Below are 20148 nucleotides of genomic sequence, written 5' to 3' on the forward strand. Positions count from 1 at the left end.
CTTTCGGCTTGCCTTGTCTTTAGGCATGACGGTGCGAGAGCTACTCGCAAAGCTTGGCTCTGATGAACTCTCGGAGTGGATGGCCTTTTATCAACTCGAGCCCTTTGGTGACTTTCGAGCCGATTACCGCAGTGCTTTGATGACTTCGACCTTTGCCAATGCCCATCGACAAAAAGACAGCCCCCCATTTAGGCCAGAGGACTTTATGCCCTTTATCGAAAGACAGCCCAGCATGTCGGACGCAAAGTCCAATGCCATGCGTCTGAAGGCAATGTTTTCGCATTTGGTGAAGAAAAATGGCTGATATTGGCTCGCTCGTCGTAAAGCTTGCCGCCGAAACGGCAGAGTTTCATGCGGATCTGGGCAAGAGTGCCCGCATGGTGGAAAAGCGCACCAATGAGATCAAGTCATCCTTGGCACAGGTTGCTTCTGTCGCCAAGACGGCATTTGCTGTGGCAATCGGCGTGACCAGCGTTGCAGCGCTTCGGGACTTCGTCAATCAAACTCTGGAGGCAGCCTCAGCGCTGCAAGGACTTTCCGAGCAGACAGGCGCAAGCGTAGAGGCGCTCTCGGGCTTTGCGCCTGTTGCAACCATCTCTGGCACGTCCATGGAAAACGTCGGCGCCAGTCTGTCTCGACTTTCAAAGGGCCTTGCGGGAATTGATGAAGAAACCGCAGGTGCCTCGAAAGCACTGCGCTTTTTGGGCATTAGTGCCAAGGACAGTAGCGGCAATCTGCGTGACCCAGCCGAGGTCATGAATGACATTGCACTTAAGCTCGCGGGTTTCCAGGATGGCGCCGGAAAGACAGCAATTGCGATGGAACTCTTTGGGAAGTCTGGCGCATCGCTGCTGCCGTTTCTGAAGGACTTGGCCGAGAATCAGGATCTCAATATCCGCCTCACAGCGGATCAGGTCGAGCAGGCTGATCGTGCGGGTAAGGCGCTCGCGCGTCTGAAGGCCGAAAGTGGTTTTATCGCCCAGACGCTTGTCACCGCGTCGGTCCCGGCCATGTCTGCGCTTGGTCAGGAGCTAAGCCGGGTGTTCTTTGGAAGCCAAGACGCCGTAAAAGGCATCATTCGGCTGCGTGAAAACGGCACCTTGACGAATTGGGCAGAGACCACCGCGTACGCACTGGCGGTTGTCATTGATGCCCTGCGAGGTATCGGGCAGACCATCAAGTCTGTCATCGGTAGCTTTCAGGCGGTATGGGCGGACATTGAACTCGCAGGTACTTTTCTTGCGGGTGGAAAGGGCATCAACCCCTTCTCGGAAGAAAACCGGGCGCGTCTGCAGGCAGCCTTAGAGAAACGAAACCAAATCGTCTCTCAGGCCAATAAGAACTACGTCGAGCTCTGGGAGATGCCGCTGCTTGCCGATGCAGTGACCGAGCGATTTAAAGAGATTCGAAGCGGTGCCGATGCAGCCAATGCGGCAGCAGAGGCATTGAGTAACCCTCGCAAGGCTCTGAATTACAACACCGCGAGCGCTTCACAGTCGGCCAATGCAATCTCCACTATGGAGATGCAACTGCGCGCTCTGCAGCGACTGGTCGACGAAGAGTCCGCTCTCTTTAGAGACCGTCAAAAGGTAACGGATCTACAAGAGGGCGCTGGGTATCTCAGCTTTAAACAAGCCACCGAACTACGGGTCTCTGCGCAGCAAGAGTATCTCGACCGAGTGCGCACCTTGTATGCGGACCAAGAGGCGATTGTTCGTAAAAGCTTGGCCGTTGATGCGCAGACTGCGCAGGATCGAATGAAGCTTGAAGAAAAGCTTGTTGAGATCGTCTCAAAACGTGAAAAAATCGAACGTGAAGCCCAGCAGTCTGCACTTGAGAGATCGATTCGCCAGCCCGTCGAAACACTCAAGGACTTGCAAGAGCAGGCGCAGCGCGGTCAGCTAGAACTCAGTGCCATTGAAGAGCAAATACGGACGCAAAGAGACGCGCGCGCAATCTCCGAGGTCGAGTCTCTGAACCGACTTGCTGAGGCTAGGCAGCAAAGTGCTGCCCAGCTTGCACAACTTGCCGCTCAGGCCAAAGAGGTGGCTCAAGCAGCGCCAGGCAATGAGCGCCTTGCCGATGCATTCCTGAGAATTGAAGAGGCAGCGAGACGGGCAGCCGATGGCGCAGCCTCCCTGCGACAGCGGGCCTTTGAGCTTGCCGATCCAAGTGCGGGTGTCGTCAAGGCTCTTCAAGACGTGGCCGACGAGGCACAACAAGTGGGTAAGCAAATGGAAAGTGCCACCCGCAAAGCCTTTAACGGCATGACGGACGCGCTCACAGACTTTGTGATGACGGGAAAACTCAACTTTAGAAGTCTTGCGCTATCGATTATTCAAGACCTCATCCGTATTCAGATTCAAAGCGCAATTACAGGCCCCTTGGCCAAAGCGATTGGCTCGATGTTTCCCTTCGCCTCGGGTGGTGTCATGACCGCTTCAGGCCCCATGCCGCTTAAGGCCTATGCCAGTGGTGGAATTGCCAACTCTCCCCAGATTGCTCTTTTTGGAGAGGGGTCAAAGCCTGAGGCCTTCGTACCGTTGCCCGACGGGAGATCCATCCCGGTCACGATGATGGGTAGCGCCCAAGGTTCTACCAGTGTGGTCGTTAATGTCAATGTCGAGTCAGGCCAGTCCTCGGTCATCGGTGAGCAAGAAGGCGCGGGTCTTGGGCGGCTAATTGCCTCGGCGGTGCAGTCCGAACTCATTAAGCAAAAACGCAACGGCGGCCTTTTGGCGGGTGCATAAAAAATGGCCACATTTAACTTTGCACCTACGCTTGGCGCGGCCGTGGATTACCGGCCCAATGTGCGCTCGGTGCGCTTTGGGGATGGGTATGAGCAGCGACTGGCCTTCGGGATCAATACCCGAGCAGAAGTCTGGAGGCTTGAGTTTCGTGGCTGCACCACAGCTACGGCCACGCAGATCGATGACTTTTTAAAGGCGCGAAACGCATCGCAAGCCTTTGATTGGACTTCGCCAGGCGGCACATCGGGCAAGTTCATCTGCCGCAGCTGGTCCAGAAGCTTTGATGAGCCCAACGTAGAAACTATTCGGGCTCAGTTTGAGCAAGTCTTTGATCAAGGCTAACGATGACGAGCGCTATCTCCACGGAAATACAGTCTCTCTCGCCAAGCGCAGTCATTGAGCTCTTCGTGCTTGATTCGAGTGCGAGTGGCGGCGATGTGTTTCGGTTTCATGCAGGGACCAACGCGCTTCGGGGAAAGCTGGTCTGGCAAAACAAAGACTACCTGCCGTTTCCCGTCCAGGTGAGCGGATTTGAATTCTCCGGGACCGGGCAACTGCCCCGACCAAAGATCGTCGTGGCCAATCTCACAGGCGTGATGACCACGTTGTTAATTGAGCTCGATGACCTTTTGGGCGCAAAGCTGATTCGAAAGCGCACCCTTGCAAAGTTTTTAGATGGGGCAAACTTTCCATCTGGCTCAAACCCAAACGCTGATCCGTTGGCGGAGTTTGCAGACGATATCTTCTATGTGGACCGCAAGGTCAGCGAGAACCGAGACATCGTTGAGTTTGAGCTCGCATCGTCCTTTGATTTGCAAGGCGTGAAGCTTCCAAGGCGTCAGATTATCCAAAACATCTGCCCCTGGAAGTATCGGGGCGCGGAGTGCGGCTACACCGGCTCGGGCTTTTTTGATGCCAATGACATCCCGGTGGGGTCGGTCTCGCAGGATGTCTGCGGCAAGCGGCTTTCATCGTGCAAATTGCGATTTGGTCTAAACGCAGAGCTTCCCTTTGGGGGCTTTCCAGCAGCAGGCCTAATTCGATGATGACCACCAGCGTTCGGGAGGCAGCATTTGCCCATGCCAGGCAGGTGTATCCAAGGGAGTCGTGCGGGTTGATTGTGGTGCGTAAGGGCAAAGCCTCGTATGTAAGCTGTAACAACCTCGCGATCGGCACCGATCAATTCGCAATTAACCCAAAAGACTATGCCAGGGCGGATCGTCGCGGAGTCATTGTGGGCGTCGTTCATAGCCATCCCAATGGCTCACCCCAACCGAGCCAAGCCGATTTGGTCGGTTGTGAGGCCAGTCAACTGCCTTGGCACATTGTGAGCTGCGCCTCAGGTGAGTGGGCAAGCTTTGAACCCACCGGCTATCGAGCGCCACTTGTTGGCCGTCAGTGGTCACATGGGGTGTTGGATTGCTATTCCATCATTCGTGATTGGTACAAGGAAGCACGCTCAATTGAACTCTTGGATTTCACTCGCCGAGATGAGTGGTGGCATCAGGGTGAAAACCTCTACCTTGAAAACTATGAAACGGCAGGATTTGTGCCTGTCGATGACGGGCCGCTAGAGGGAGATGTGCTCCTGATGCAAGTGGGCTCCCCTGTACCGAATCACGCAGCGATCTATCTGGGCGATGGGCTTATCTTGCATCACCTTCAAAACAGACTTTCAAGCCGCGATGTCTACGGCGGCTATTGGCACAAAAACACAACGCATATCTTGAGGTACATCGGTGAGCACAGTCCTACTTCTCGGTGAACTTGGTCAGCACTTTGGTAAGCGCCATCATTTCGATGTGCGCTCGCCCGCCGAGGCCGTTCGGGCATTGGTTGCCAACTTCGCGGACTTCGAGCGTTTCATCCTCCAGAGTAAAGAGCACCATCTTGGATACCGAGTCCTGGTTGGAAAGGAAGCGATCTCTGAACGAGACCTTCACGGCCCGGTAGGAGCAAACACCATCACGATTGCCCCAGTCATTGCAGGCGCAGGTGGCAAGTTCGGCCAAATCATTCTGGGAGTGGCTTTAATTGCTGCCTCCTTCTACCTTCCAACTACGGCGCTCTTTTCTATAGGCTCCTTTGCGCCCAGTATTGCCTCTTTATCGTTCTCGATAGGTCTATCGCTGACTTTGGGCGGAGTAGCCCAGATGCTTGCCCCGCAGCCAGCAAGTAATGAGCCCTCGGAGCGGCCAGAGAACCAGCCGTCTTACACGTTTAACGGCGCGGTCAACACTACCGCCCAGGGCCAACCGGTTCCCGTGGGGTATGGTCGCGTGGTTGTGGGCTCTGCCGTGATCTCCGCTGGCATCGATGTGGATCAGGTCGCTATATGAGCACTCTGATTCAGGGCTCGGGCGGTGGCGGCAAAGGCGGCGGTGGTGGCACTCGTGTTGCCCAAGAGGCGCCTGATAGCCTGCGCTCCAGAGCCTTTGCGAAAGTCATTGATCTGGTCTCAGAAGGTGAGATCGAGGGCTTAGTCAATGGGCTCAAGTCAGTCTATCTGGATGACACCCCTATACAGAACGCAGATGGCACCTACAACTTTTCTGGCGTGGAGGTTCACACCAGAAACGGCACGCAATCCCAGGCTTTCATTCCGGGGTTTTCTGCCATCGAAAACGAGGTGGTTGTTAACACCCAAGTTAAAGCCAATCAGAGCGTCACCCGCACTATTTCCGATACGGACATCGATGCTGTTCGCATCAAAGTAAGTGTTCCGCAACTAACCTTTCAAAACACCACCAATGGCGACCTATCGGGCACCGAGGTGGAGTTGGCGATTGACGTTCAAACAAACGGTGGGGGCTTCACACAGGTTTTGGTCGACAAGATTTCTGGCAAGACCACCAGTCGCTACCAGCGTGACTATTACGTTGCGCTTCCCGGTAGCGGGCCATGGGAGATCCGGGTCAGACGGCTAACCGAGGATTCCACCAAAGCCAACATTCAGAACAATACCTACGTTGATTCGTACACCGAGATCATTGAGTCTAAGTTGCGCTACCCCAATAGCGCTCTTGTCGCTCTTCGGGTTGATTCCGCGCAGTTTTCGAGCATCCCCCGGCGCAGCTATGACATGCGTCTCTTGCGCGTGCGGGTCCCCTCAAACTACAACCCCGTAAACAGAACCTACAGTGGAACGTGGTCCGGTGGCTTTAAGGTCGCCTGGTCCGACAACCCGGCATGGGTGCTCTATGACCTTCTCACCAACCCGCGATATGGACTCGGCGCGTACATCCCAGAGAATCAAGTCGATAAGTGGTCTTTGTACTCCATCTCAAAGTACTGCGATGAGTTAGTTCCAAACGGATTCGGCGGATCAGAGCCACGGTTTACCTGCAACGCTTATTTGCAGACTCAGGCTGAGGCCTATCGGCTGATGCAGGACTTGGCAAGCGTCTTTAGAGGCATGGTGTATTGGTCATCGGGCGCAATCACCGTGACCCAGGATGCCCCGAGCGATCCTGTGGCTCTGTTTACGACTGCCAATGTGGTCGATGGCGCCTTTCACTATTCCGGCGCCTCACTTCGCTCAAGGCATACCGTAGCCCTTGTGACTTGGAACGATCCGGATGACTTCTACAGACAAAAGGTTGAGTACGTCGAAGATGCAGACGGCATCGCCCGATTTGGGGTCATCCAGACTCAAGTTACCGCCTTTGGGTGCACAAGCCGCGGTCAGGCCAACCGTGTGGGCAAGTGGCTCTTGTACTCCGAGCGTAGCGAGTCAGAGACCGTCACATTCAAAACAGGGCTAGAGGGCGCTGTTGCGCGACCCGGCCACATCATTAAGGTAGCCGACCCCGTTCGTGGAGGCGAGCGGCTGGGAGGGCGCGTTGCGAGTGCAAGCGCTACTGCTATCACCATTGATGCTGACATCGAGCGCTCACTTGGGGGCTGGACACTCTCAGTTATGCTGCCAAGCGGGCAGATCGAGACGCGCACGATTGGCTCGAAAACGGGCCGTGTGTTGCAGCCTACCGTACCGTTTTCTCAGGCGCCGCTCTCAAACGCGATCTGGGTCGTGAGCTCAACTCAGGTTCAAGCCCAGCTTTTCAGAGTGATTGCAGTGGCAGAAGATGGAGAGGGCCAGTTCACCGTCACGGCACTTGCCCACAATCCGTCAAAGTACGACGCGATCGAGCGTGGGCTCAAGCTCCAAGAGCGGGACATCTCACTGCTGTCATTAACGCCCCCGGCACCGCTAGGCCTGAAGGTCTCTGAGAGTCTCTATCGGGTAAAAAGTGAAGCCTTCGTATTGATTCAAATAGGCTGGGAGCAGGTATTTGGTGCAATCGAGTATCAGGTGTCCTATCGCGTCAATGGCGGCAACACCATCAACTTGCCCAAAACCGCAGCCAATTACACCGAGATTCGTGAGGCTGAGTCCGGTGATTATGTGTTTACCGTTCGAGCAGTGGGGGCAACCAATAAGCTTGGCTCTGCAGCCACAATTGCTAAGACCATTGTCGGAAAGCTCGCTCCGCCGGAAGATGTCCAAGCGTTCGTCATCTATCGCAGGCCCACAGACCTCGTTTTGACCTGGCAGGCCAATAGCGATGCCGACTTGGCTGGATACGAGGTTCGGGTGGGTTCTGGCTGGGACAGCGCAACCCTTGTCGGCCGAACCGACGGCACGCAATTGGTTCATGATCAAAGCGAGTCCGGGGTTTACAACTACCACATCCGAGCGTTTGATACGTCCGGCAAGTACAGCACGAACGTTACGACCTTTGTACTGAATCTCACCGCACCCTCGGCGGTCAGGCAGTTTGACGTCATCCAGTCTGCCAATCGCCTTGAGTTTCGTTGGCTACCCAACCCAGAGCCGGAGGTCATTGCCTACGAGTTACGAGAGGGCGCTGCCTGGGACACCTCGGTGTTTGTGGCTGAGGTGAAGTCCACGAGTTACACCTTGCCAGCGGGTTTTGAGGGAGTTCGGACCTTTTGGATAAAGGCCATTGCCTCTCCTGGCATTTATGCAGACACACCGATGTTTGTGACTACGGAGGTTGCGCAACCCCAAAACGCAAACCTGCTGATTCGTCAGGATGAGGTCGAGCGGGGATTTCCCGGCATTCGACATTTCGCAGATATCGACTCGGTTGAGAGTATCCCTGTTCTTCGTATGCAAAGCGGTGCCCGGCGATCGGAGTACATCTTCGAGATCGACATTGGGACACGCATCCGCGCCCAAAACACACTGCTCACTGGAATCGGTGCCTCTCAAGACGACCGAGAGACTTGGGCGATGGCCGCCTATTCATGGAACAGCCCGGACGCCAATCGTCAATGGACCTACGACGGAGCGGTCAAAAACATACAGGCACGATTCCAGGTCGCAAAAGAAGATGGGCTCATCGATGGGGAAGTCCATGGCTGGCGACTCAATGGGACGCTTAACGGTTTGGGCGGCGTGTCAGTGGCAGAGCAAGTCGGCGCCTCGACCTATGCGGCGGGACGTTACGGCCAGGGACTCAAGGTAGTGGATACGACTCAGGTTGCATGGGCGGTTTCGATCCCAGAGACCTTTCACACCTCCTTTTGGTACATCCCCGACCAGGTCACCACCTGTCTTGTCTGGAGAGCGCTTGGAGCAACAGGCGCGCTATTGCAGGTTGGTTTTGATGCCCAAAAGTCGCGGTTTTTCCTCGAGGATGGAATAGGCAACGAGGTGGTGGTGCCTTTTTCATTTGCGATCGGAGAGCGACTCTGCATCGGAATCTGCCAGACCACAAATCACCGTCGGCTCTTTATCGGTTCGATGGGCGGAGAAATCCAGTCTGCGCAAGCAGAGCTACCCCCGCAAGGTAGCTACTCAAGTCTGCGGCTTTACTAGACCTAGGCCGCTTCACCCATGGCGTTGCATCGCGAGGTGCAGCGCCATTTTTTTGAAAAGAGGAAACCATGATTCAAGAAGCCATGAAGCTTCATGGAGCGGTCACGCTCGTGCTGCAAAAGTCCGACGGTGAGGTGCAGACCACACACAAGGAAAACATCATCGTCAACGTAGGTTTTGACTTCATCTCTGATGCGATTGGCAGAGCAACCAGTCGCCCTGGAGTGATGGGATTTATCGCCGTTGGCACTGGAACAACGGCAGCGGCTGCAAGCCAGAGCGCCCTAGTGACAGAGCTCAAGCGAAACGCCGCCACCTACGCGCACACCGTTGGCACCAAGACCTTTACCTTCACGGCTCAATATCCCGCAGGTGATGCGACTGGGGCGATCACGGAAGCTGGTGTGTTTAATGCAGCCTCCGCCGGAATCATGCTCGATCGGGTTGTGTTCCCCGTGGTTAATAAGGGAGCCGACGATAGCCTGACGGCCGTATTCACGTTCACGATGAGCTGATCCATCCGTGAGTGATGTTGTTTCCGTAGATACAGCGGCCGGACCCAGCTACACCTGGGCCAGCGCATCCTTTACTTGGGGAAGCGCTGCCGCTGGCAAGAACTGGAGCACAGCGTACCCAGCGGTCTATGCGCTCGGTGTTGCAGTCGCTTTGGGCCTTTCAGAGTCGAGGGTCAATCAGACAGTCAAAGGCATTTCAGAGCCGGTAGGGTTTACAGATGGCGCGGTTAAAGACCTCCTCCTTAGTCGGTCTGAAACCTTCTCGTTCTCCGAGACCTATGCAGATCTCATCAGCTTCGTTTTGCATTTTCTTGAAGGCCTTGCTTTGGCTGATTCCGAGGGCAAGGAGCTCGATATTCAAAGGGGTGAGCTGCTTGGTTGGACTGATCAGCTGACACAAAACGCAAGCAAATCGGTTTCTGAGGCAATTGGAGTGTCCGACATTCGGATGCTCGATAGCGTCAAAGGCCTCTCCGAGCCACTTACATTTCTTGAGGCCGCATCCCGGTCGATTCAAAAAGATGCGAGCGAGATCCTGGGGTTTTCTGATGGGACGCGCTCAGAGATTGAAAAGGCGTTTTTCGAGGCGCTAGGGTTTGCTGAGACCTATACCGACCTTATTGAGTATCTGATCTCCGTCTCCGAGAGCCTTTCAATTTCATCGGCACCCCAAAAAGAGCTCACTAAGCCGTTGTCAGAATCGTTTGCTTTGATTGATGCCCGGGTCAATCAACTCGTCAAAGGGATTCCTGAGGCGTTGGCGATCGGAGAGCTTCTGGGCAGGACGGTTGACTACCGTCGCAACCTAAGCGAGGGGCTGAACTTTGGCGATTCCATTGCCAAGGCACTAGCGATTTCGCTACCAGAGGCGCTGGCGATTGCTGACCAGTACAGACGCCGGGCCAACGGGGTGCTCAGCGACATTGTGATTAGTCGCTTGGCAATCACGGAGCAAGACTTCCGGGACATTTTGGACGCGGGCCATCCGCCTGGGTACTCAAACTTTCGGGATTTCATCTCCGGGGATTACACCTACCAGCGGGCTTTATTCAGAGCCATCTTGGAAACCGATAACGCGGATCGTGGCTACATCAATGGGCTGCGTGTGACCGTAGATGTGCCGGATGTATTTGATCGTGGCACGACCCAGATCAGCGATGCCTCGGCTGGCATTTATGTCGCATTCACACGCACCTTTCACATCGCCCCAGAAGTGACGCTTACGCACAAAGGGGGAACGGTCGTTGCGACGCCAAGGATTGTTGGATCGATCACCAAGAGCGGCTTTACCGCCGTTTTAGAAACGAGCGCCGGGACGAGAGTTGCCGGGTCATTCACATGGGTAGCACAGGGGTACTAAATGCAAAACTTCGTTGAGATACCTTCGTCTCGAACGTTGTCGGACTCTCTTGCCGAGATTCTTAACAACGATAAGACCGCGCTGTCACTGTCCAGTGGTAGTGCCTTTCCCACCACAAACCTTCAGCTGGGGATGCCGTGCTATAGGACGGACCAGCTAAAGCTTTACATCCTGACCCAGGTTAGCCCGAGTGCGGTGTGGAAGCTCTGGATGGATTTCTCAGGCAGTGAGGGCAAAGCACCGAACGCGGAAGCGGTGGACGGCATCGATGGCTCAGCTGTAGCCCTGAGAGCCAATAACCTCTCGGATTTGTCTAATGTCGCCACGGCCCGCAGCAATTTGGGGCTTGCAGCAGTTGCGGCATCAGGCTCGGCCGGTGATCTGGCCTCCGGCACGCTGCCTTCCGGGCGCCTGAGCGGCACCTACAACATCAACATTTCTGGAAACGCTGCCACAGCCTCAAACGGTGGTGTCACGAGTGTGAATGGCCTGACCGGTGCGGTAACGGTGGACCAGTCTGGCAAAGCCAATACCAACGGATCTAACGCGTCGGGTACGTGGCCCATCAGCATCTCGGGTAATGCGAATTACGCAACGACTGCCGGGTCGGCTACCAGCGCATCCTCAGCGGGCTCAGTCGCTTGGTCAAATGTGACTGGCCGTCCGAGTGGAGAGCCCTGGTTTAGCACTGTTAGCCATACCAACCATGCATCTGGTGCAGTAGGTGCTGGAAACATATCGACTAACTGTTTTCTAAATCTGAGCACCGTACTTGTTGATGAGGGGGCGAACGTTCGGCTTGCCCGCTATTACAACACCCTGTACTTCAATTGCAATTGCAACTGTAAGTGAGAGACTCGACATGGACATTGTTCAATCACTTCAGATACAAGGCGCACCGGTTCGAATCTATGACACGCACAGTAACGACCTTTTTAACAAAGTTATTGCGGATGTCTGTCGTAGTGGCGAGTTTGAAAGAAGCGAGGTTTTAAATAGAACGAGTCTAGTTAACAAGAGTACTGACCCGATCTATGAAACGCTTGACAGCATTTTTAAGCAAGGAATAAAGAGGTATCTCGAAGAGATCTACGACCCGAGAATCTTTGAGATTTTTGATTTTTGGCAGGACTGGTCGATCAATGTTCATCCGGGGTACCGGGCGTTACCCTCGCACTCGCACAATGAGTGCTTTCTTGCGCTCACCTACTACCCTGAAGCATGTGCCGACTCTGATCAAGATCTTCTGTACGCGGGGTTTGCGCCTTATCGTGGCGGGCAAATAGCCTTTCACGCTCCCAGGGGAAATGCAGCCTGGGACAAATTCCACAAAGGCGAAAAGACGCATCAACCATTTGGCTTTGATGCTGGCACGCTCGCTGTCTTTCCAGGTTATCTCCCCCATTTCACGGTTCCCGGCGGCACATCTCACTCGCGTGTCTGCATCGCTTCTTTTGTATCCGTCGTGACCAAATCTTCCACCCGTATTGATTGGAGCAATCTATGAAAGTCGTGCTAAGAGACTTCGCACCCCCAATGGGGGTACTCGAGGAGGAGTACCCCGTACTCGTTGAGACTGACACTGGACACAAAGTTGGTGAAAAGGACATTCCTTGGCGCCAAGATTTCAAACCGCTCTCGTACCGCTACTACATCTGGTCCCACTCGGAAAGCCGCACTATCTCGATCGACTCTCGCTTCATCATTGAAACCCGTGAAGGGCTGATGTCCATGGCGACCCTTTATGGTCATCGTTATGACGCTACGGGCCCAATCGCAGTGGTGTTTTTTGCCAAGAACCTAGCGGACTCGGTCCTTCTTCTGAATCAGTTTTGCGTGACCGATCTACCGCACTCTGTCGAAACGGAGAAAACCGGTCGCCTCGGAATCATTGCGCATCACTGCGAGGAGGCGGAACCGTTTAACCAACGCTGGCTTGCAAAGCGTGAACTGATGGCACTTCTAAACATTAACGATTCGGTTGCTGGCCTTGAGAAACAGGTGGATTTGCTAAGCGAGCTGGTTTTTTCAATGCTCGATCAGCAGTCCGCTATGCCGTCATGGGCAGAGGGATTCAAATTAAAGATGCGCGAGTTCGCTTCAGCTACACCGGCAGACATCGACAGCATAGTGAATGATAAGCGGTACCTCAGGGAGTTAGTCGGCAGCTATAAGAAGTCAAGGAGCGGCGCATGATCAATGTGCTCAGTTCCTCTAGTGCAGACAGTCTTAGCAAGAAAGCACTCCTTGAAGCTGCCGTTATGAAGGCTAGGCTGGAGATCCCAGAGCGGTTCACGCACTACTGCATCCCAACCTCGGACTCTGTTGCAATCGAAGCCGCGACTCTGAATGAGCGGCTGGGTATCAATGCAATGTCCCTGAACTTGGTGAGCACTCTGTTCAATAAAGCATTGGCGTATCAGTTCGCTAAAGAGAGGGGCCTTGAGATACCGGACTGGATCGTTCCGATGAACAAGGCGGATTTGTTGAACTCCGGGCTCAAGGGGCGTGTCATTGTTAAGCCAACGACGAGTAGCGGTGCCTTCTGCAATGAACCGTGGGGATACAAGGTGTTTGATTCGGTGTTCGCGTTCAGCGAGTGGCTGGAGCACTCCCAACAAGCGGCCCATTTCTGGCTTCAGCAGCAAACACCTAACCCAAACTATGGGCGTTTTTTAGTCATGCAGTACCACGACAACCCCGATATTTGGGGGATCCATGTGCTTAAGACATTCGATGGTGCCGTGCGAATATTTGGGCGCTGCTATATGCACTGCGTTGAGCCGACTTACTGGATTCAGTTTTGCTTGTTTAATCCAACCCACATAGGCTGGGCGATCCTTGAGGAAAAGCTTAGACACTTAGCGAGTGCGGCTGAGTTCGGTGCAGGCCTGCTCTACGTGCAGGCAATTGATGTCGGAGGCAAGTTGATGCCCATAGACTTTAACCTGCGCCATGGAACTCTGTTCGCCCAATACTGCGAGGCCCGTGAACCAGACTGGTTCAGCCGTTATTTGGAGTCTCTTCTTGGGATCAGGCACGCTCCCCTCGAGGTGCGCCCAAAGCATTTTTGCATAGGAAAGATCCCACTCGAAAAGCTTGCGCGTGGCGTAATCCCCGACCTTGGGCGACATCCCGCGATTTTCCCAGGACCATCATCTAGGGCCTTTGATTCTAGTCGGCCCTATGACGTTGCATACAAGGATTACCTCTTCATCTCTGAGGCGCAGCAGGAGACGGATTGCATGCGTTATTGGCAAGAGTATCGAATTGAGACGGAGGTCTTGAATGGCGCTGTTTAAGCTCTACTTCGAAGGAGATGAAGGAAAGACCCGTTCGATTGCCTATTACGACTCAGAGCTTAGCTCGTTGAGATGGGAGGATGGCGGAGCTGTTCTAAAGACACTTCCGCTGGATCCAAGTAAGCCGATTAAGCCTGCACGAATTGAGCCTGGGAAAAAAGACATTCGAGTACTAAAAATACAGCTCGGCCTGAACTGTAATTTCGAATGTAGTTATTGCAACCAAAAGTATGTCCCAAGAGCTGAGGTGTCTGCCAAGGATGCCGTTGACGACTTTTTGCGACTCTTGCCCTCGTGGTTCTCAGGGGGGAAAAATGGTTTAGGTTCAGGAGTTCGGGTGGAGTTCTGGGGGGGTGAGCCTTTTGTGTATTGGAAAACGCTGAAACCCTTGGCCGAGCGTATCAAGCAGAAGTATCCGAGCGTCAAGTTCAGCGTGATCACGAATGGCTCGTTACTTGACATCGAAAAGAACGATTGGCTTGTCAAGATGGGATTTGTGGTCTCAATTTCTCACGATGGGCCTGCACAGAACGCCCGCGGCCCTGATCCGTTAAAAGATCCTTCCAGTCGCTTTGCCATCTTGGATCTCTACAGCAAGCTAAGGCCCAAGAATCGGATCTCTTTTAACTCAATGCTGCATGCAGGTAACACGTCTCGAGAGGACATCCAGCGTTTTTTTGTCGAAGCCACTGGTGATCCTCATGTTCCCATCGGAGAGGGCATGTTCATTGACCCCTATGATTCTGGTGGGCTCGCATGTTCGCTGCCAGACCGTCTTTCGGAGGTAAATTTTTCGCGAAGCACGTACGGGGAGATCCGGAAAGGCAAAGCGACAAATTTTCATGGGGTCGCCGCCAAGTTTGAGGGTTTCATTGATTCATTGCGTCAGGGAACTCGTTTAGCCGAAGTGGCCCAAAAATGTGGCATGGATCAGCCTGACAATCTCGCCGTGGACCTCCATGGAAATGTTCTGACCTGCCAAAACGTCTCTGCTTCGGCCACCGCGCCGAATGGTCAATCTCATAAAGTCGGGCATGTAAGCGATTTGAATTCTGTTTCAGTATCTACTGCAACGCATTGGTCCGATCGGTCAGAGTGTCCCAATTGCCCCGTAATTCATCTTTGCAAAGGGGCATGTATGTTCTTGCAGGGTGACCTTTGGGAGGCTGCTTGTAACAATGCGTTTGCCGACAATATCGCTATTTTCGCTGCCGCCATGGAAAGCGTTACCGGGTCAATCTTGGTTTACATAGAAGGCCCGCAGCGTGAGGACAGAAAAGACATCTGGGGTCTAAACGGTGTCCCCGTTACTCCATCGCCCCGCAAAAAGATCATCCCACTCGTACCCGCATAAATAGCCAACTATCTAAATCGCCCGCCTGGTTATGCCAGAGCGGGCATTTTTCTTTGGAGATCGCATGACAGACAAGTATTCAACAACCGAGACAGCTGGCTTGATAAGCATTCGAACCGAGGATCTTGATGATCTATTGACCCGGGCCGCTGAGCGTGGCGCCGAGAGATGCCTAGCCCACCTGGGCCTTGAGAATGGCCACGCCGCAGCAGACATTCGTGACCTACGTAGCTTGATTGAGGCTTGGCGACAGGCCCGCCAGACCGCGTGGCAAACAACGGTCAAGGTAGTGACAACGGGAATCCTTGCGGCGCTGATCGTGGGGCTGGCCATCAAATTGAAGATCTACGGAGGCGGACAATGATCGAGACACTACTTGGCGGATTACTAGGCGGTGCGTTTCGTCTCGCGCCCGAGGTACTCAAGTGGCTCGATCGCAAGGGAGAGCGCAGACATGAACTAGCGATGCAAGACAAAGCTATTGAGTTTGAAAAGCTTCGCGGCGCTCAGCGCATGTCGGAAATTGGCGCTGCAGCCGATCTCGCATGGAGTACCGGTGCACTGGATGCGCTCAAGGAGTCCATTCATGCCCAAGGTCAGCGCTCTGGGGTCCGTTGGGCTGATGCCCTCTCGACTAGCGTGCGCCCGGTGATCACATACTGGTTCATGGCGCTTTACTGCGCTGCAAAGACAGCCGCCTTTGTTGGTGCATTAAACGCGGGTGCTGGCTGGACCGACTCGGCAATTCACGCCTGGACTGATGCCGATCAGGCCCTGTGGGCAGGAGTGTTGAACTTCTGGTTCCTCGGCCGCGTGTTCGAACGGATACGCTCATGATTGAGGTCCCTCAGGCGGCCATTGAGCTCGCAAAGCGTTTTGAGGGCTTCCATCGAGTCCCGAAAAACGACCCAGCCAAGGCTCACCCCTACATCTGCCCGGCGGGGTACTGGACGATCGGGTACGGGAGGCTTTGTTCACCGCAACATCCCCCGGTCAGCATGGATCAGGCTGAGACCTTCCTGCGGGAGGACCTACGAAGCGCTTTGGCAGCGACGTTGAGGTTCTGCCCTGTCTTGGCGGCCGAACCAGAAGGGCGGCTGGCTGCGATCGTTGATTTCACGTTCAATCTCGGTGCGGGTAGGCTTCAGACCTCCACGCTGCGTCGCAGGGTCAACCAAAGGGATTGGGCCGCAGCAGCTAACGAGTTGGGGCGTTGGGTGTATGGAGGGGGTAAGGTGCTTCCGGGGTTGATCGCCCGGCGGCGAGATGAAGCAATACTAATGCGATCTATTTGAATCGGATTTTTCCTGTGCCAGTTGTAGTGGATTGAGTTCCAAGTCTTACCTCGATAGCTGACCCAGTAATTTTCTTGTTGGAGTCAAACTGATCACAGTCCTTAGTCATTTCTCGCTCTTTAGATTCTAGGTTATTGCTTGTCTCGATTGTGCAGAACTCGAATCCACTACTAACTTTAGCCAGCAAAAACTCTACGTCGCCCATTAGGATGATTTTCCCTGACTTATCTTTTTCGGTGAGGGTCCCAACCTTCAGTCGTTGCCCAGGTTGCATGGACGTCGGTACATTAACCCACTGATAGCTTGTCACCGTGTCGTCACTCAGATCAATTGAGTGGCGAAGCTGCTTTGTCTTGGGGTCATAAAGGTCTAAAAAACGTACTTCCATTTTCTCTGCTTGAATGACCATGTCCCCAGTCAATTGAACACCAATCCAGTCCTGTCCAAATCTTTTCGTCGACTTTCCGATGCTTTGTTGAATGTTCATTGCCGCATTTGTAACTTGACCTGAATCCGATATTTGCATGTCTACCCTGAGATCAAATCCCTTTGTAAAGCTATTTGTGTAGCTAGCGACCTGAAAAGGGCTTATGTCCACGAGAGTATTAGCCTGGAGCGACGCGCTCAGAGAAAAAAAACCGGCAAGGAAGATTGATCGAAGTGGGCTGAACATAGTGGCTCCTAATTCCTGGGGAAAATTGATTGAAAGTCCGAGTCCATTTGCTCTCGGACCGTTTTGAGTCCTTTTACCATCAAGGAGACGCTGGTCAATGCAGAGTCACCAGGCTTCAAAGCTCTAAGGTTTGCCTTCATTTCGGCTGATTCAAACTTCTTCAATATCTCAGAGTAGCCCATCGAAAAGTCTGAAGGAACTCCGGGAAGCTGACTCATTCGGCTTGAGCAACGTCTTAGGTTATTTGCATGCTCGGCCTGAGAGGACGCTCCACCTGATTGCTGCGCATCCGGAAGTAGGCTTGTGATGTACAGTTCCGCCTGACGCTGGCAAAACATATGAAGTCTGACAACAGGCTCAATCTTAGATTTCTCTGCTTTGGGGACCTTGTCAGAGAAACGAGAGGTCAGAGTCTTGAAGTCGGAATTCGAGACTCTTTGTTCCGGAGGCAGTGTATTTCCTAGTCGGTAACGGTAGACAACACTGATTAAAACCGAAGCGCTCTTGCCTTGTTTCTCCGTTAAATCCGCTGGTATCGAGTTCGACAGTCGGTCAAACTCGGATTTGGGAAGCGACTCTTTATTCTGCTCATGGACCGCCTTGCGGGATACTTTGGATCCGATGACTGGCGCGACTTCGGAAGCGATTCGGCTTGCCAGCCCAGCATGAGCAGTGCTTGAAATAAGGTAGCCCGCTATCGCTAACGCGCTTCCAATAGTTATAAACTGTATCGGCATCGAACCATTTTCTATCAACCGGCTCCTGAGAAGCAAGTGTTTATGCGCCCGTAGTTTGTATTTCTGTCTGGCTGATCTGGTGAGACACCGGGGCACCCAAACTCGAGTAATGAGTTAGAGGAGTTAGCCCGGAAGACGTTTTTTTGGGCTACTCACGCCTGTATTTACTTGGATCATCTGAATCGGCATCATTGATCTGATCGCGGTCCTGTTTGGAAGTCTAACGGTCTTGGGGAGTTGAAATGAGCGGTGACGAAGAAAATCAGGCGATCAACGACGACGATCCCAAGGCTAGCCAGACTGATCAGCAGCGGGAGCAGGCAAGGCGTGACAAGGAGCGCGAATTGTTCAAGAGCCTTTCCCGGGTAAGGACTTATCCGGTCGTGTTGGAGCCTGATGTCAGCGAGACTAAGACCCCGGACAAGTGAGGCGGTTACGGGCTCGGTTCGAATCCCCGACCCCACCAGAACTTGATTTATTTTGACCTCAGCAAGTTAGCGAAGCGACCTCTGCTGGCCCGCCAAAATTACCTATACTAACTTGCTCGTGGTCACATGAGCATGCCCGGAGCCCCGCACTACGCGGGGCTTTTTGCTTTGGGCTGTTGACCTCGCCCCGCCGAAAACACCCCCAAAACCGTGCTCAAACCGCTTTCTGCTCAAAACCTGTTGACCTGAGCAAGGCTAGGTACGCCTCTCAAAAATGGGGTGTTCCGGGGCGTACTGATTGAACGGGGGTTAGTTGGTGTGGTGTTCTGGGGTTCATCTCCAACCCAATCATTTGACTTGGCTTTTCATGCTTTTAGAGCGTGAATAGAGCTGTCAGCTATCACGGAGCAATTAATGATTAACAAAACAAATTGGGCGCAGAGGCTTGCCGAGGATCGCGCTTCAGAGGCGATTGAGGCGGCCAGAAAAACTCTGGAGCGCGCCCTTCAGGAGGTTGAGACCTACCAGGTAAAGCTGGCAGAAGCGCAGACGCCTGAGCAAAAAGCAGACGTCGTCAACTGGACGATTAACTACCTTTCCTCGGGGATCTACCCCCGTCTTCAAGGGCCGAGGGGAGAGTGGGCTTTCGATACTTGATCAATCTGCATTCAATGAGTTGTTCCGAACGGCGGAGCAGTTGTTCAAAGACGGAAAACTCAAGGGATTTGGTGAGATCCACGTCAAGAATAAAAACAAATTCGACCCCAGTTTCGAGCGAAGCATTCCTCTAGACAGCCCCGTCATTAACAAGATGTATGAGTTGGCGAGTCAGTACGGGGGATTCGTTCAGATCCACTCAATGGGCGGAATCTTTGGTGGATATGAGGAGATCTCGGTCATGGCTGAGCGCTATCCCAAGGCGCTCACAATCCTCTCGCATTGCTTGCCGGCCACGCCCCCCCATCTTTTAGGAAGACTCTTTGACAGGCATCCGAACGTGGTCTGCGAGATTTCCGCACAAGGCCCAGTTCACGGCCACCTCGACGGAGGCCGCATATTTACACGCAACGGCCTTCGACCTGAATGGGTCGAGTTGATCGAGCGGCATCCAACTCGATTTCTTGTCGGTACCGACCCCTGCTGTGGGTTTGATCGTAGGTATGGAGAGATGGTTGAAGAGATTAGAAGGGATTTTCTGCCCTATCTCACTCCAAACACTCTGCGAAGAGTAGCCTATGAGAATGCAGTCGAACACTTCAATCTCCCAAGACTGTGACCCCCTAAGGGGGGCCGGTGAACTTGAAGAAACAAGGATTTGGAAGCAAACAACTCACAACGAATAAGTACTTAGTTACGGGAATCAGAAATGACTGAGAAAACAACTTCCATACAAGTGAACCTAACGGGTAAAAATGTAATCGTCGCCTATTTACTCTGGTGGTTTCTGGGTTGGGCTGGCGTTCATAGGCTCTACCTCGGTCGGGTCAAGACGGGCCTTGCACAACTTCTTTTGTTCGCCATCGGTGTTGTGACGCTAATCCTGTTGGTCGGCTACATCTTCTTGGCCATATGGGGAATTTGGTGGCTACTTGATGCGTTCTTCACCTACAAGATTGTCACTGAGGAGAATGAGAGGCTAGGGGTCTTGGCTTCAACATTGTCTGTATCGAAGTCCGGTGGTATTCACAACGAACTGGATCAACTCGAAAAACTCCATGCACTCTTTGAGAAAGGCGTTCTGACTAGAGAAGAGTACGAAGCCAAGAAGGCGACGTACTTGTAGCAAGTTAGTTAAACCTCAAAAAATCAATAATTTAGCCTCTACAAGTCTCTTTCTCGGCGTTTTCGAGAGGCGTCACAGCCTCGTGACATAAGGCACTTGGATATTG

Annotated in this window: 23 protein-coding genes; 20 read left to right on the plus strand and 3 right to left on the minus strand. The window is 53.5% G+C overall.

Annotated elements, in window-relative coordinates; genetic code table 11:
- The first annotated feature begins 25 nt into the window (after positions 1–25).
- From AC8GDA_RS03565 to AC8GDA_RS03585, 5 genes are read left to right on the plus strand one after another with little or no spacing between them, the layout of a single operon-like run.
- Positions 26–304, plus strand: coding sequence for a phage tail assembly protein T (locus tag AC8GDA_RS03565; protein ID WP_506556936.1), 279 nt, complete (start codon positions 26–28; stop codon positions 302–304).
- Positions 297–2750: a phage tail tape measure C-terminal domain-containing protein gene (locus AC8GDA_RS03570; protein ID WP_506556937.1), complete on the plus strand. Its 2454-nt coding sequence runs from the start codon at positions 297–299 to the stop codon at positions 2748–2750. The genes AC8GDA_RS03565 and AC8GDA_RS03570 overlap by 8 nt, the downstream gene beginning before the upstream one ends.
- Before the next feature lie 3 nt (positions 2751–2753).
- The gene (locus AC8GDA_RS03575) at positions 2754–3092 is read left to right on the plus strand and encodes a phage tail protein (protein ID WP_506556938.1); all 339 of its coding nucleotides are present in this window, start codon (positions 2754–2756) and stop codon (positions 3090–3092) included.
- 2 nt (positions 3093–3094) lie between these two features.
- Positions 3095–3796 (plus strand): phage minor tail protein L, encoded by a 702-nt coding sequence (locus AC8GDA_RS03580; protein WP_506556939.1) that lies wholly within the window; start codon positions 3095–3097, stop codon positions 3794–3796.
- Positions 3793–4515 (plus strand): C40 family peptidase, encoded by a 723-nt coding sequence (locus AC8GDA_RS03585; protein ID WP_506556940.1) that lies wholly within the window; start codon positions 3793–3795, stop codon positions 4513–4515. The genes AC8GDA_RS03580 and AC8GDA_RS03585 overlap by 4 nt, the downstream gene beginning before the upstream one ends.
- On the opposite strand, the gene AC8GDA_RS03590 is transcribed toward AC8GDA_RS03585, so the two are convergent.
- Entirely contained in the window at positions 4502–4762 is a 261-nt protein-coding gene (locus AC8GDA_RS03590; RefSeq protein WP_506556941.1) for a hypothetical protein, read from the minus strand. The genes AC8GDA_RS03585 and AC8GDA_RS03590 overlap by 14 nt on opposite strands.
- Before the next feature lie 323 nt (positions 4763–5085).
- Between AC8GDA_RS03590 and AC8GDA_RS03595 the strand changes: the two genes are divergently transcribed.
- From AC8GDA_RS03595 to AC8GDA_RS03645, 11 genes are all read left to right on the plus strand, one after another.
- On the plus strand, positions 5086–8595 hold the full coding sequence (locus AC8GDA_RS03595; RefSeq protein ID WP_506556942.1) for a TipJ family phage tail tip protein: 3510 nt from the start codon (positions 5086–5088) through the stop codon (positions 8593–8595).
- 68 nt (positions 8596–8663) lie between these two features.
- Positions 8664–9110: a hypothetical protein gene (locus AC8GDA_RS03600; RefSeq protein WP_506556943.1), complete on the plus strand. Its 447-nt coding sequence runs from the start codon at positions 8664–8666 to the stop codon at positions 9108–9110.
- Between the two features lie 7 nt (positions 9111–9117).
- Positions 9118–10470, plus strand: a complete 1353-nt coding sequence (locus AC8GDA_RS03605) for an H-type lectin domain-containing protein (RefSeq protein ID WP_506556944.1) — start codon at positions 9118–9120, stop codon at positions 10468–10470.
- Positions 10471–11322, plus strand: coding sequence for a hypothetical protein (locus tag AC8GDA_RS03610; protein WP_506556945.1), 852 nt, complete (start codon positions 10471–10473; stop codon positions 11320–11322).
- Between the two features lie 10 nt (positions 11323–11332).
- A complete protein-coding gene (locus AC8GDA_RS03615) occupies positions 11333–11977 on the plus strand; it encodes a 2OG-Fe(II) oxygenase family protein (RefSeq protein WP_506556946.1) in 645 nt (214 codons plus the stop codon).
- Positions 11974–12666, plus strand: a complete 693-nt coding sequence (locus AC8GDA_RS03620; protein WP_506556947.1) for a hypothetical protein — start codon at positions 11974–11976, stop codon at positions 12664–12666. Before AC8GDA_RS03615 ends, AC8GDA_RS03620 begins: the two co-directional genes overlap by 4 nt.
- Positions 12663–13772 (plus strand): ATP-grasp domain-containing protein, encoded by a 1110-nt coding sequence (locus tag AC8GDA_RS03625; RefSeq protein WP_506556948.1) that lies wholly within the window; start codon positions 12663–12665, stop codon positions 13770–13772. The genes AC8GDA_RS03620 and AC8GDA_RS03625 overlap by 4 nt, the downstream gene beginning before the upstream one ends.
- Entirely contained in the window at positions 13759–15126 is a 1368-nt protein-coding gene (locus tag AC8GDA_RS03630) for a radical SAM protein (RefSeq protein WP_506556949.1), read from the plus strand. Before AC8GDA_RS03625 ends, AC8GDA_RS03630 begins: the two co-directional genes overlap by 14 nt.
- A gap of 64 nt (positions 15127–15190) precedes the next feature.
- On the plus strand, positions 15191–15490 hold the full coding sequence (locus tag AC8GDA_RS03635; protein WP_506556950.1) for a DUF6127 family protein: 300 nt from the start codon (positions 15191–15193) through the stop codon (positions 15488–15490).
- Positions 15487–15963 carry a hypothetical protein gene (locus tag AC8GDA_RS03640; RefSeq protein ID WP_506556951.1) on the plus strand — a complete coding sequence of 159 codons (477 nt, stop codon included), beginning with the start codon at positions 15487–15489 and terminating at the stop codon, positions 15961–15963. Before AC8GDA_RS03635 ends, AC8GDA_RS03640 begins: the two co-directional genes overlap by 4 nt.
- Positions 15960–16421, plus strand: coding sequence for a lysozyme (locus AC8GDA_RS03645; protein WP_506556952.1), 462 nt, complete (start codon positions 15960–15962; stop codon positions 16419–16421). The genes AC8GDA_RS03640 and AC8GDA_RS03645 overlap by 4 nt, the downstream gene beginning before the upstream one ends.
- Here the strand turns inward: AC8GDA_RS03645 and AC8GDA_RS03650 are convergent.
- On the minus strand, positions 16414–16908 hold the full coding sequence (locus AC8GDA_RS03650) for a hypothetical protein (RefSeq protein ID WP_506556953.1): 495 nt from the start codon (positions 16906–16908) through the stop codon (positions 16414–16416). The genes AC8GDA_RS03645 and AC8GDA_RS03650 overlap by 8 nt on opposite strands.
- A 194-nt stretch (positions 16909–17102) precedes the next feature.
- On the minus strand, positions 17103–17831 hold the full coding sequence (locus AC8GDA_RS03655; protein WP_506556954.1) for a hypothetical protein: 729 nt from the start codon (positions 17829–17831) through the stop codon (positions 17103–17105).
- Positions 17832–18073: 242 nt separating this feature from the next.
- On the opposite strand from AC8GDA_RS03655, the gene AC8GDA_RS03660 reads away from it, so the two are divergent.
- The 4 genes from AC8GDA_RS03660 to AC8GDA_RS03675 all read left to right on the plus strand — a co-directional run bounded on the left by AC8GDA_RS03660 (position 18074) and on the right by AC8GDA_RS03675 (position 20042).
- Positions 18074–18259 carry a hypothetical protein gene (locus AC8GDA_RS03660; protein ID WP_506556955.1) on the plus strand — a complete coding sequence of 62 codons (186 nt, stop codon included), beginning with the start codon at positions 18074–18076 and terminating at the stop codon, positions 18257–18259.
- 414 nt (positions 18260–18673) lie between these two features.
- On the plus strand, positions 18674–18916 hold the full coding sequence (locus tag AC8GDA_RS03665) for a hypothetical protein (RefSeq protein ID WP_506556956.1): 243 nt from the start codon (positions 18674–18676) through the stop codon (positions 18914–18916).
- A 40-nt stretch (positions 18917–18956) separates the two neighbouring features.
- Entirely contained in the window at positions 18957–19535 is a 579-nt protein-coding gene (locus AC8GDA_RS03670) for an amidohydrolase family protein (RefSeq protein ID WP_506556957.1), read from the plus strand.
- Positions 19536–19625: 90 nt separating this feature from the next.
- Positions 19626–20042, plus strand: a complete 417-nt coding sequence (locus tag AC8GDA_RS03675; protein WP_506556958.1) for an NINE protein — start codon at positions 19626–19628, stop codon at positions 20040–20042.
- The last annotated feature ends 106 nt before the right edge of the window (positions 20043–20148 follow it).

Source organism: Hahnella aquatica (SeqCode), from assembly GCF_965194505.1.
Taxonomy (GTDB): Bacteria; Pseudomonadota; Gammaproteobacteria; order Burkholderiales; family Burkholderiaceae_A; genus Hahnella; species Hahnella aquatica.

Excerpts from the sequence above, each read along its gene's own strand:
- AC8GDA_RS03565 (WP_506556936.1), top strand. The coding sequence starts at position 26 with ATGACGGTGCGAGAGCTACTCGCAAAGCTTGGCTCTGATGAACTCTCG.
- AC8GDA_RS03570 (WP_506556937.1), top strand. The coding sequence starts at position 297 with ATGGCTGATATTGGCTCGCTCGTCGTAAAGCTTGCCGCCGAAACGGCA.
- AC8GDA_RS03575 (WP_506556938.1), top strand. The coding sequence starts at position 2,754 with ATGGCCACATTTAACTTTGCACCTACGCTTGGCGCGGCCGTGGATTAC.
- AC8GDA_RS03580 (WP_506556939.1), top strand. The coding sequence starts at position 3,095 with ATGACGAGCGCTATCTCCACGGAAATACAGTCTCTCTCGCCAAGCGCA.
- AC8GDA_RS03585 (WP_506556940.1), top strand. The coding sequence starts at position 3,793 with ATGATGACCACCAGCGTTCGGGAGGCAGCATTTGCCCATGCCAGGCAG.
- AC8GDA_RS03595 (WP_506556942.1), top strand. The coding sequence starts at position 5,086 with ATGAGCACTCTGATTCAGGGCTCGGGCGGTGGCGGCAAAGGCGGCGGT.
- AC8GDA_RS03600 (WP_506556943.1), top strand. The coding sequence starts at position 8,664 with ATGATTCAAGAAGCCATGAAGCTTCATGGAGCGGTCACGCTCGTGCTG.
- AC8GDA_RS03610 (WP_506556945.1), top strand. The coding sequence starts at position 10,471 with ATGCAAAACTTCGTTGAGATACCTTCGTCTCGAACGTTGTCGGACTCT.
- AC8GDA_RS03615 (WP_506556946.1), top strand. The coding sequence starts at position 11,333 with ATGGACATTGTTCAATCACTTCAGATACAAGGCGCACCGGTTCGAATC.
- AC8GDA_RS03620 (WP_506556947.1), top strand. The coding sequence starts at position 11,974 with ATGAAAGTCGTGCTAAGAGACTTCGCACCCCCAATGGGGGTACTCGAG.
- AC8GDA_RS03625 (WP_506556948.1), top strand. The coding sequence starts at position 12,663 with ATGATCAATGTGCTCAGTTCCTCTAGTGCAGACAGTCTTAGCAAGAAA.
- AC8GDA_RS03630 (WP_506556949.1), top strand. The coding sequence starts at position 13,759 with ATGGCGCTGTTTAAGCTCTACTTCGAAGGAGATGAAGGAAAGACCCGT.
- AC8GDA_RS03635 (WP_506556950.1), top strand. The coding sequence starts at position 15,191 with ATGACAGACAAGTATTCAACAACCGAGACAGCTGGCTTGATAAGCATT.
- AC8GDA_RS03640 (WP_506556951.1), top strand. The coding sequence starts at position 15,487 with ATGATCGAGACACTACTTGGCGGATTACTAGGCGGTGCGTTTCGTCTC.
- AC8GDA_RS03645 (WP_506556952.1), top strand. The coding sequence starts at position 15,960 with ATGATTGAGGTCCCTCAGGCGGCCATTGAGCTCGCAAAGCGTTTTGAG.
- AC8GDA_RS03650 (WP_506556953.1), bottom strand. The coding sequence starts at position 16,908 with ATGAACATTCAACAAAGCATCGGAAAGTCGACGAAAAGATTTGGACAG.
- AC8GDA_RS03655 (WP_506556954.1), bottom strand. The coding sequence starts at position 17,831 with ATGCCGATACAGTTTATAACTATTGGAAGCGCGTTAGCGATAGCGGGC.
- AC8GDA_RS03660 (WP_506556955.1), top strand. The coding sequence starts at position 18,074 with ATGAGCGGTGACGAAGAAAATCAGGCGATCAACGACGACGATCCCAAG.
- AC8GDA_RS03665 (WP_506556956.1), top strand. The coding sequence starts at position 18,674 with ATGATTAACAAAACAAATTGGGCGCAGAGGCTTGCCGAGGATCGCGCT.
- AC8GDA_RS03675 (WP_506556958.1), top strand. The coding sequence starts at position 19,626 with ATGACTGAGAAAACAACTTCCATACAAGTGAACCTAACGGGTAAAAAT.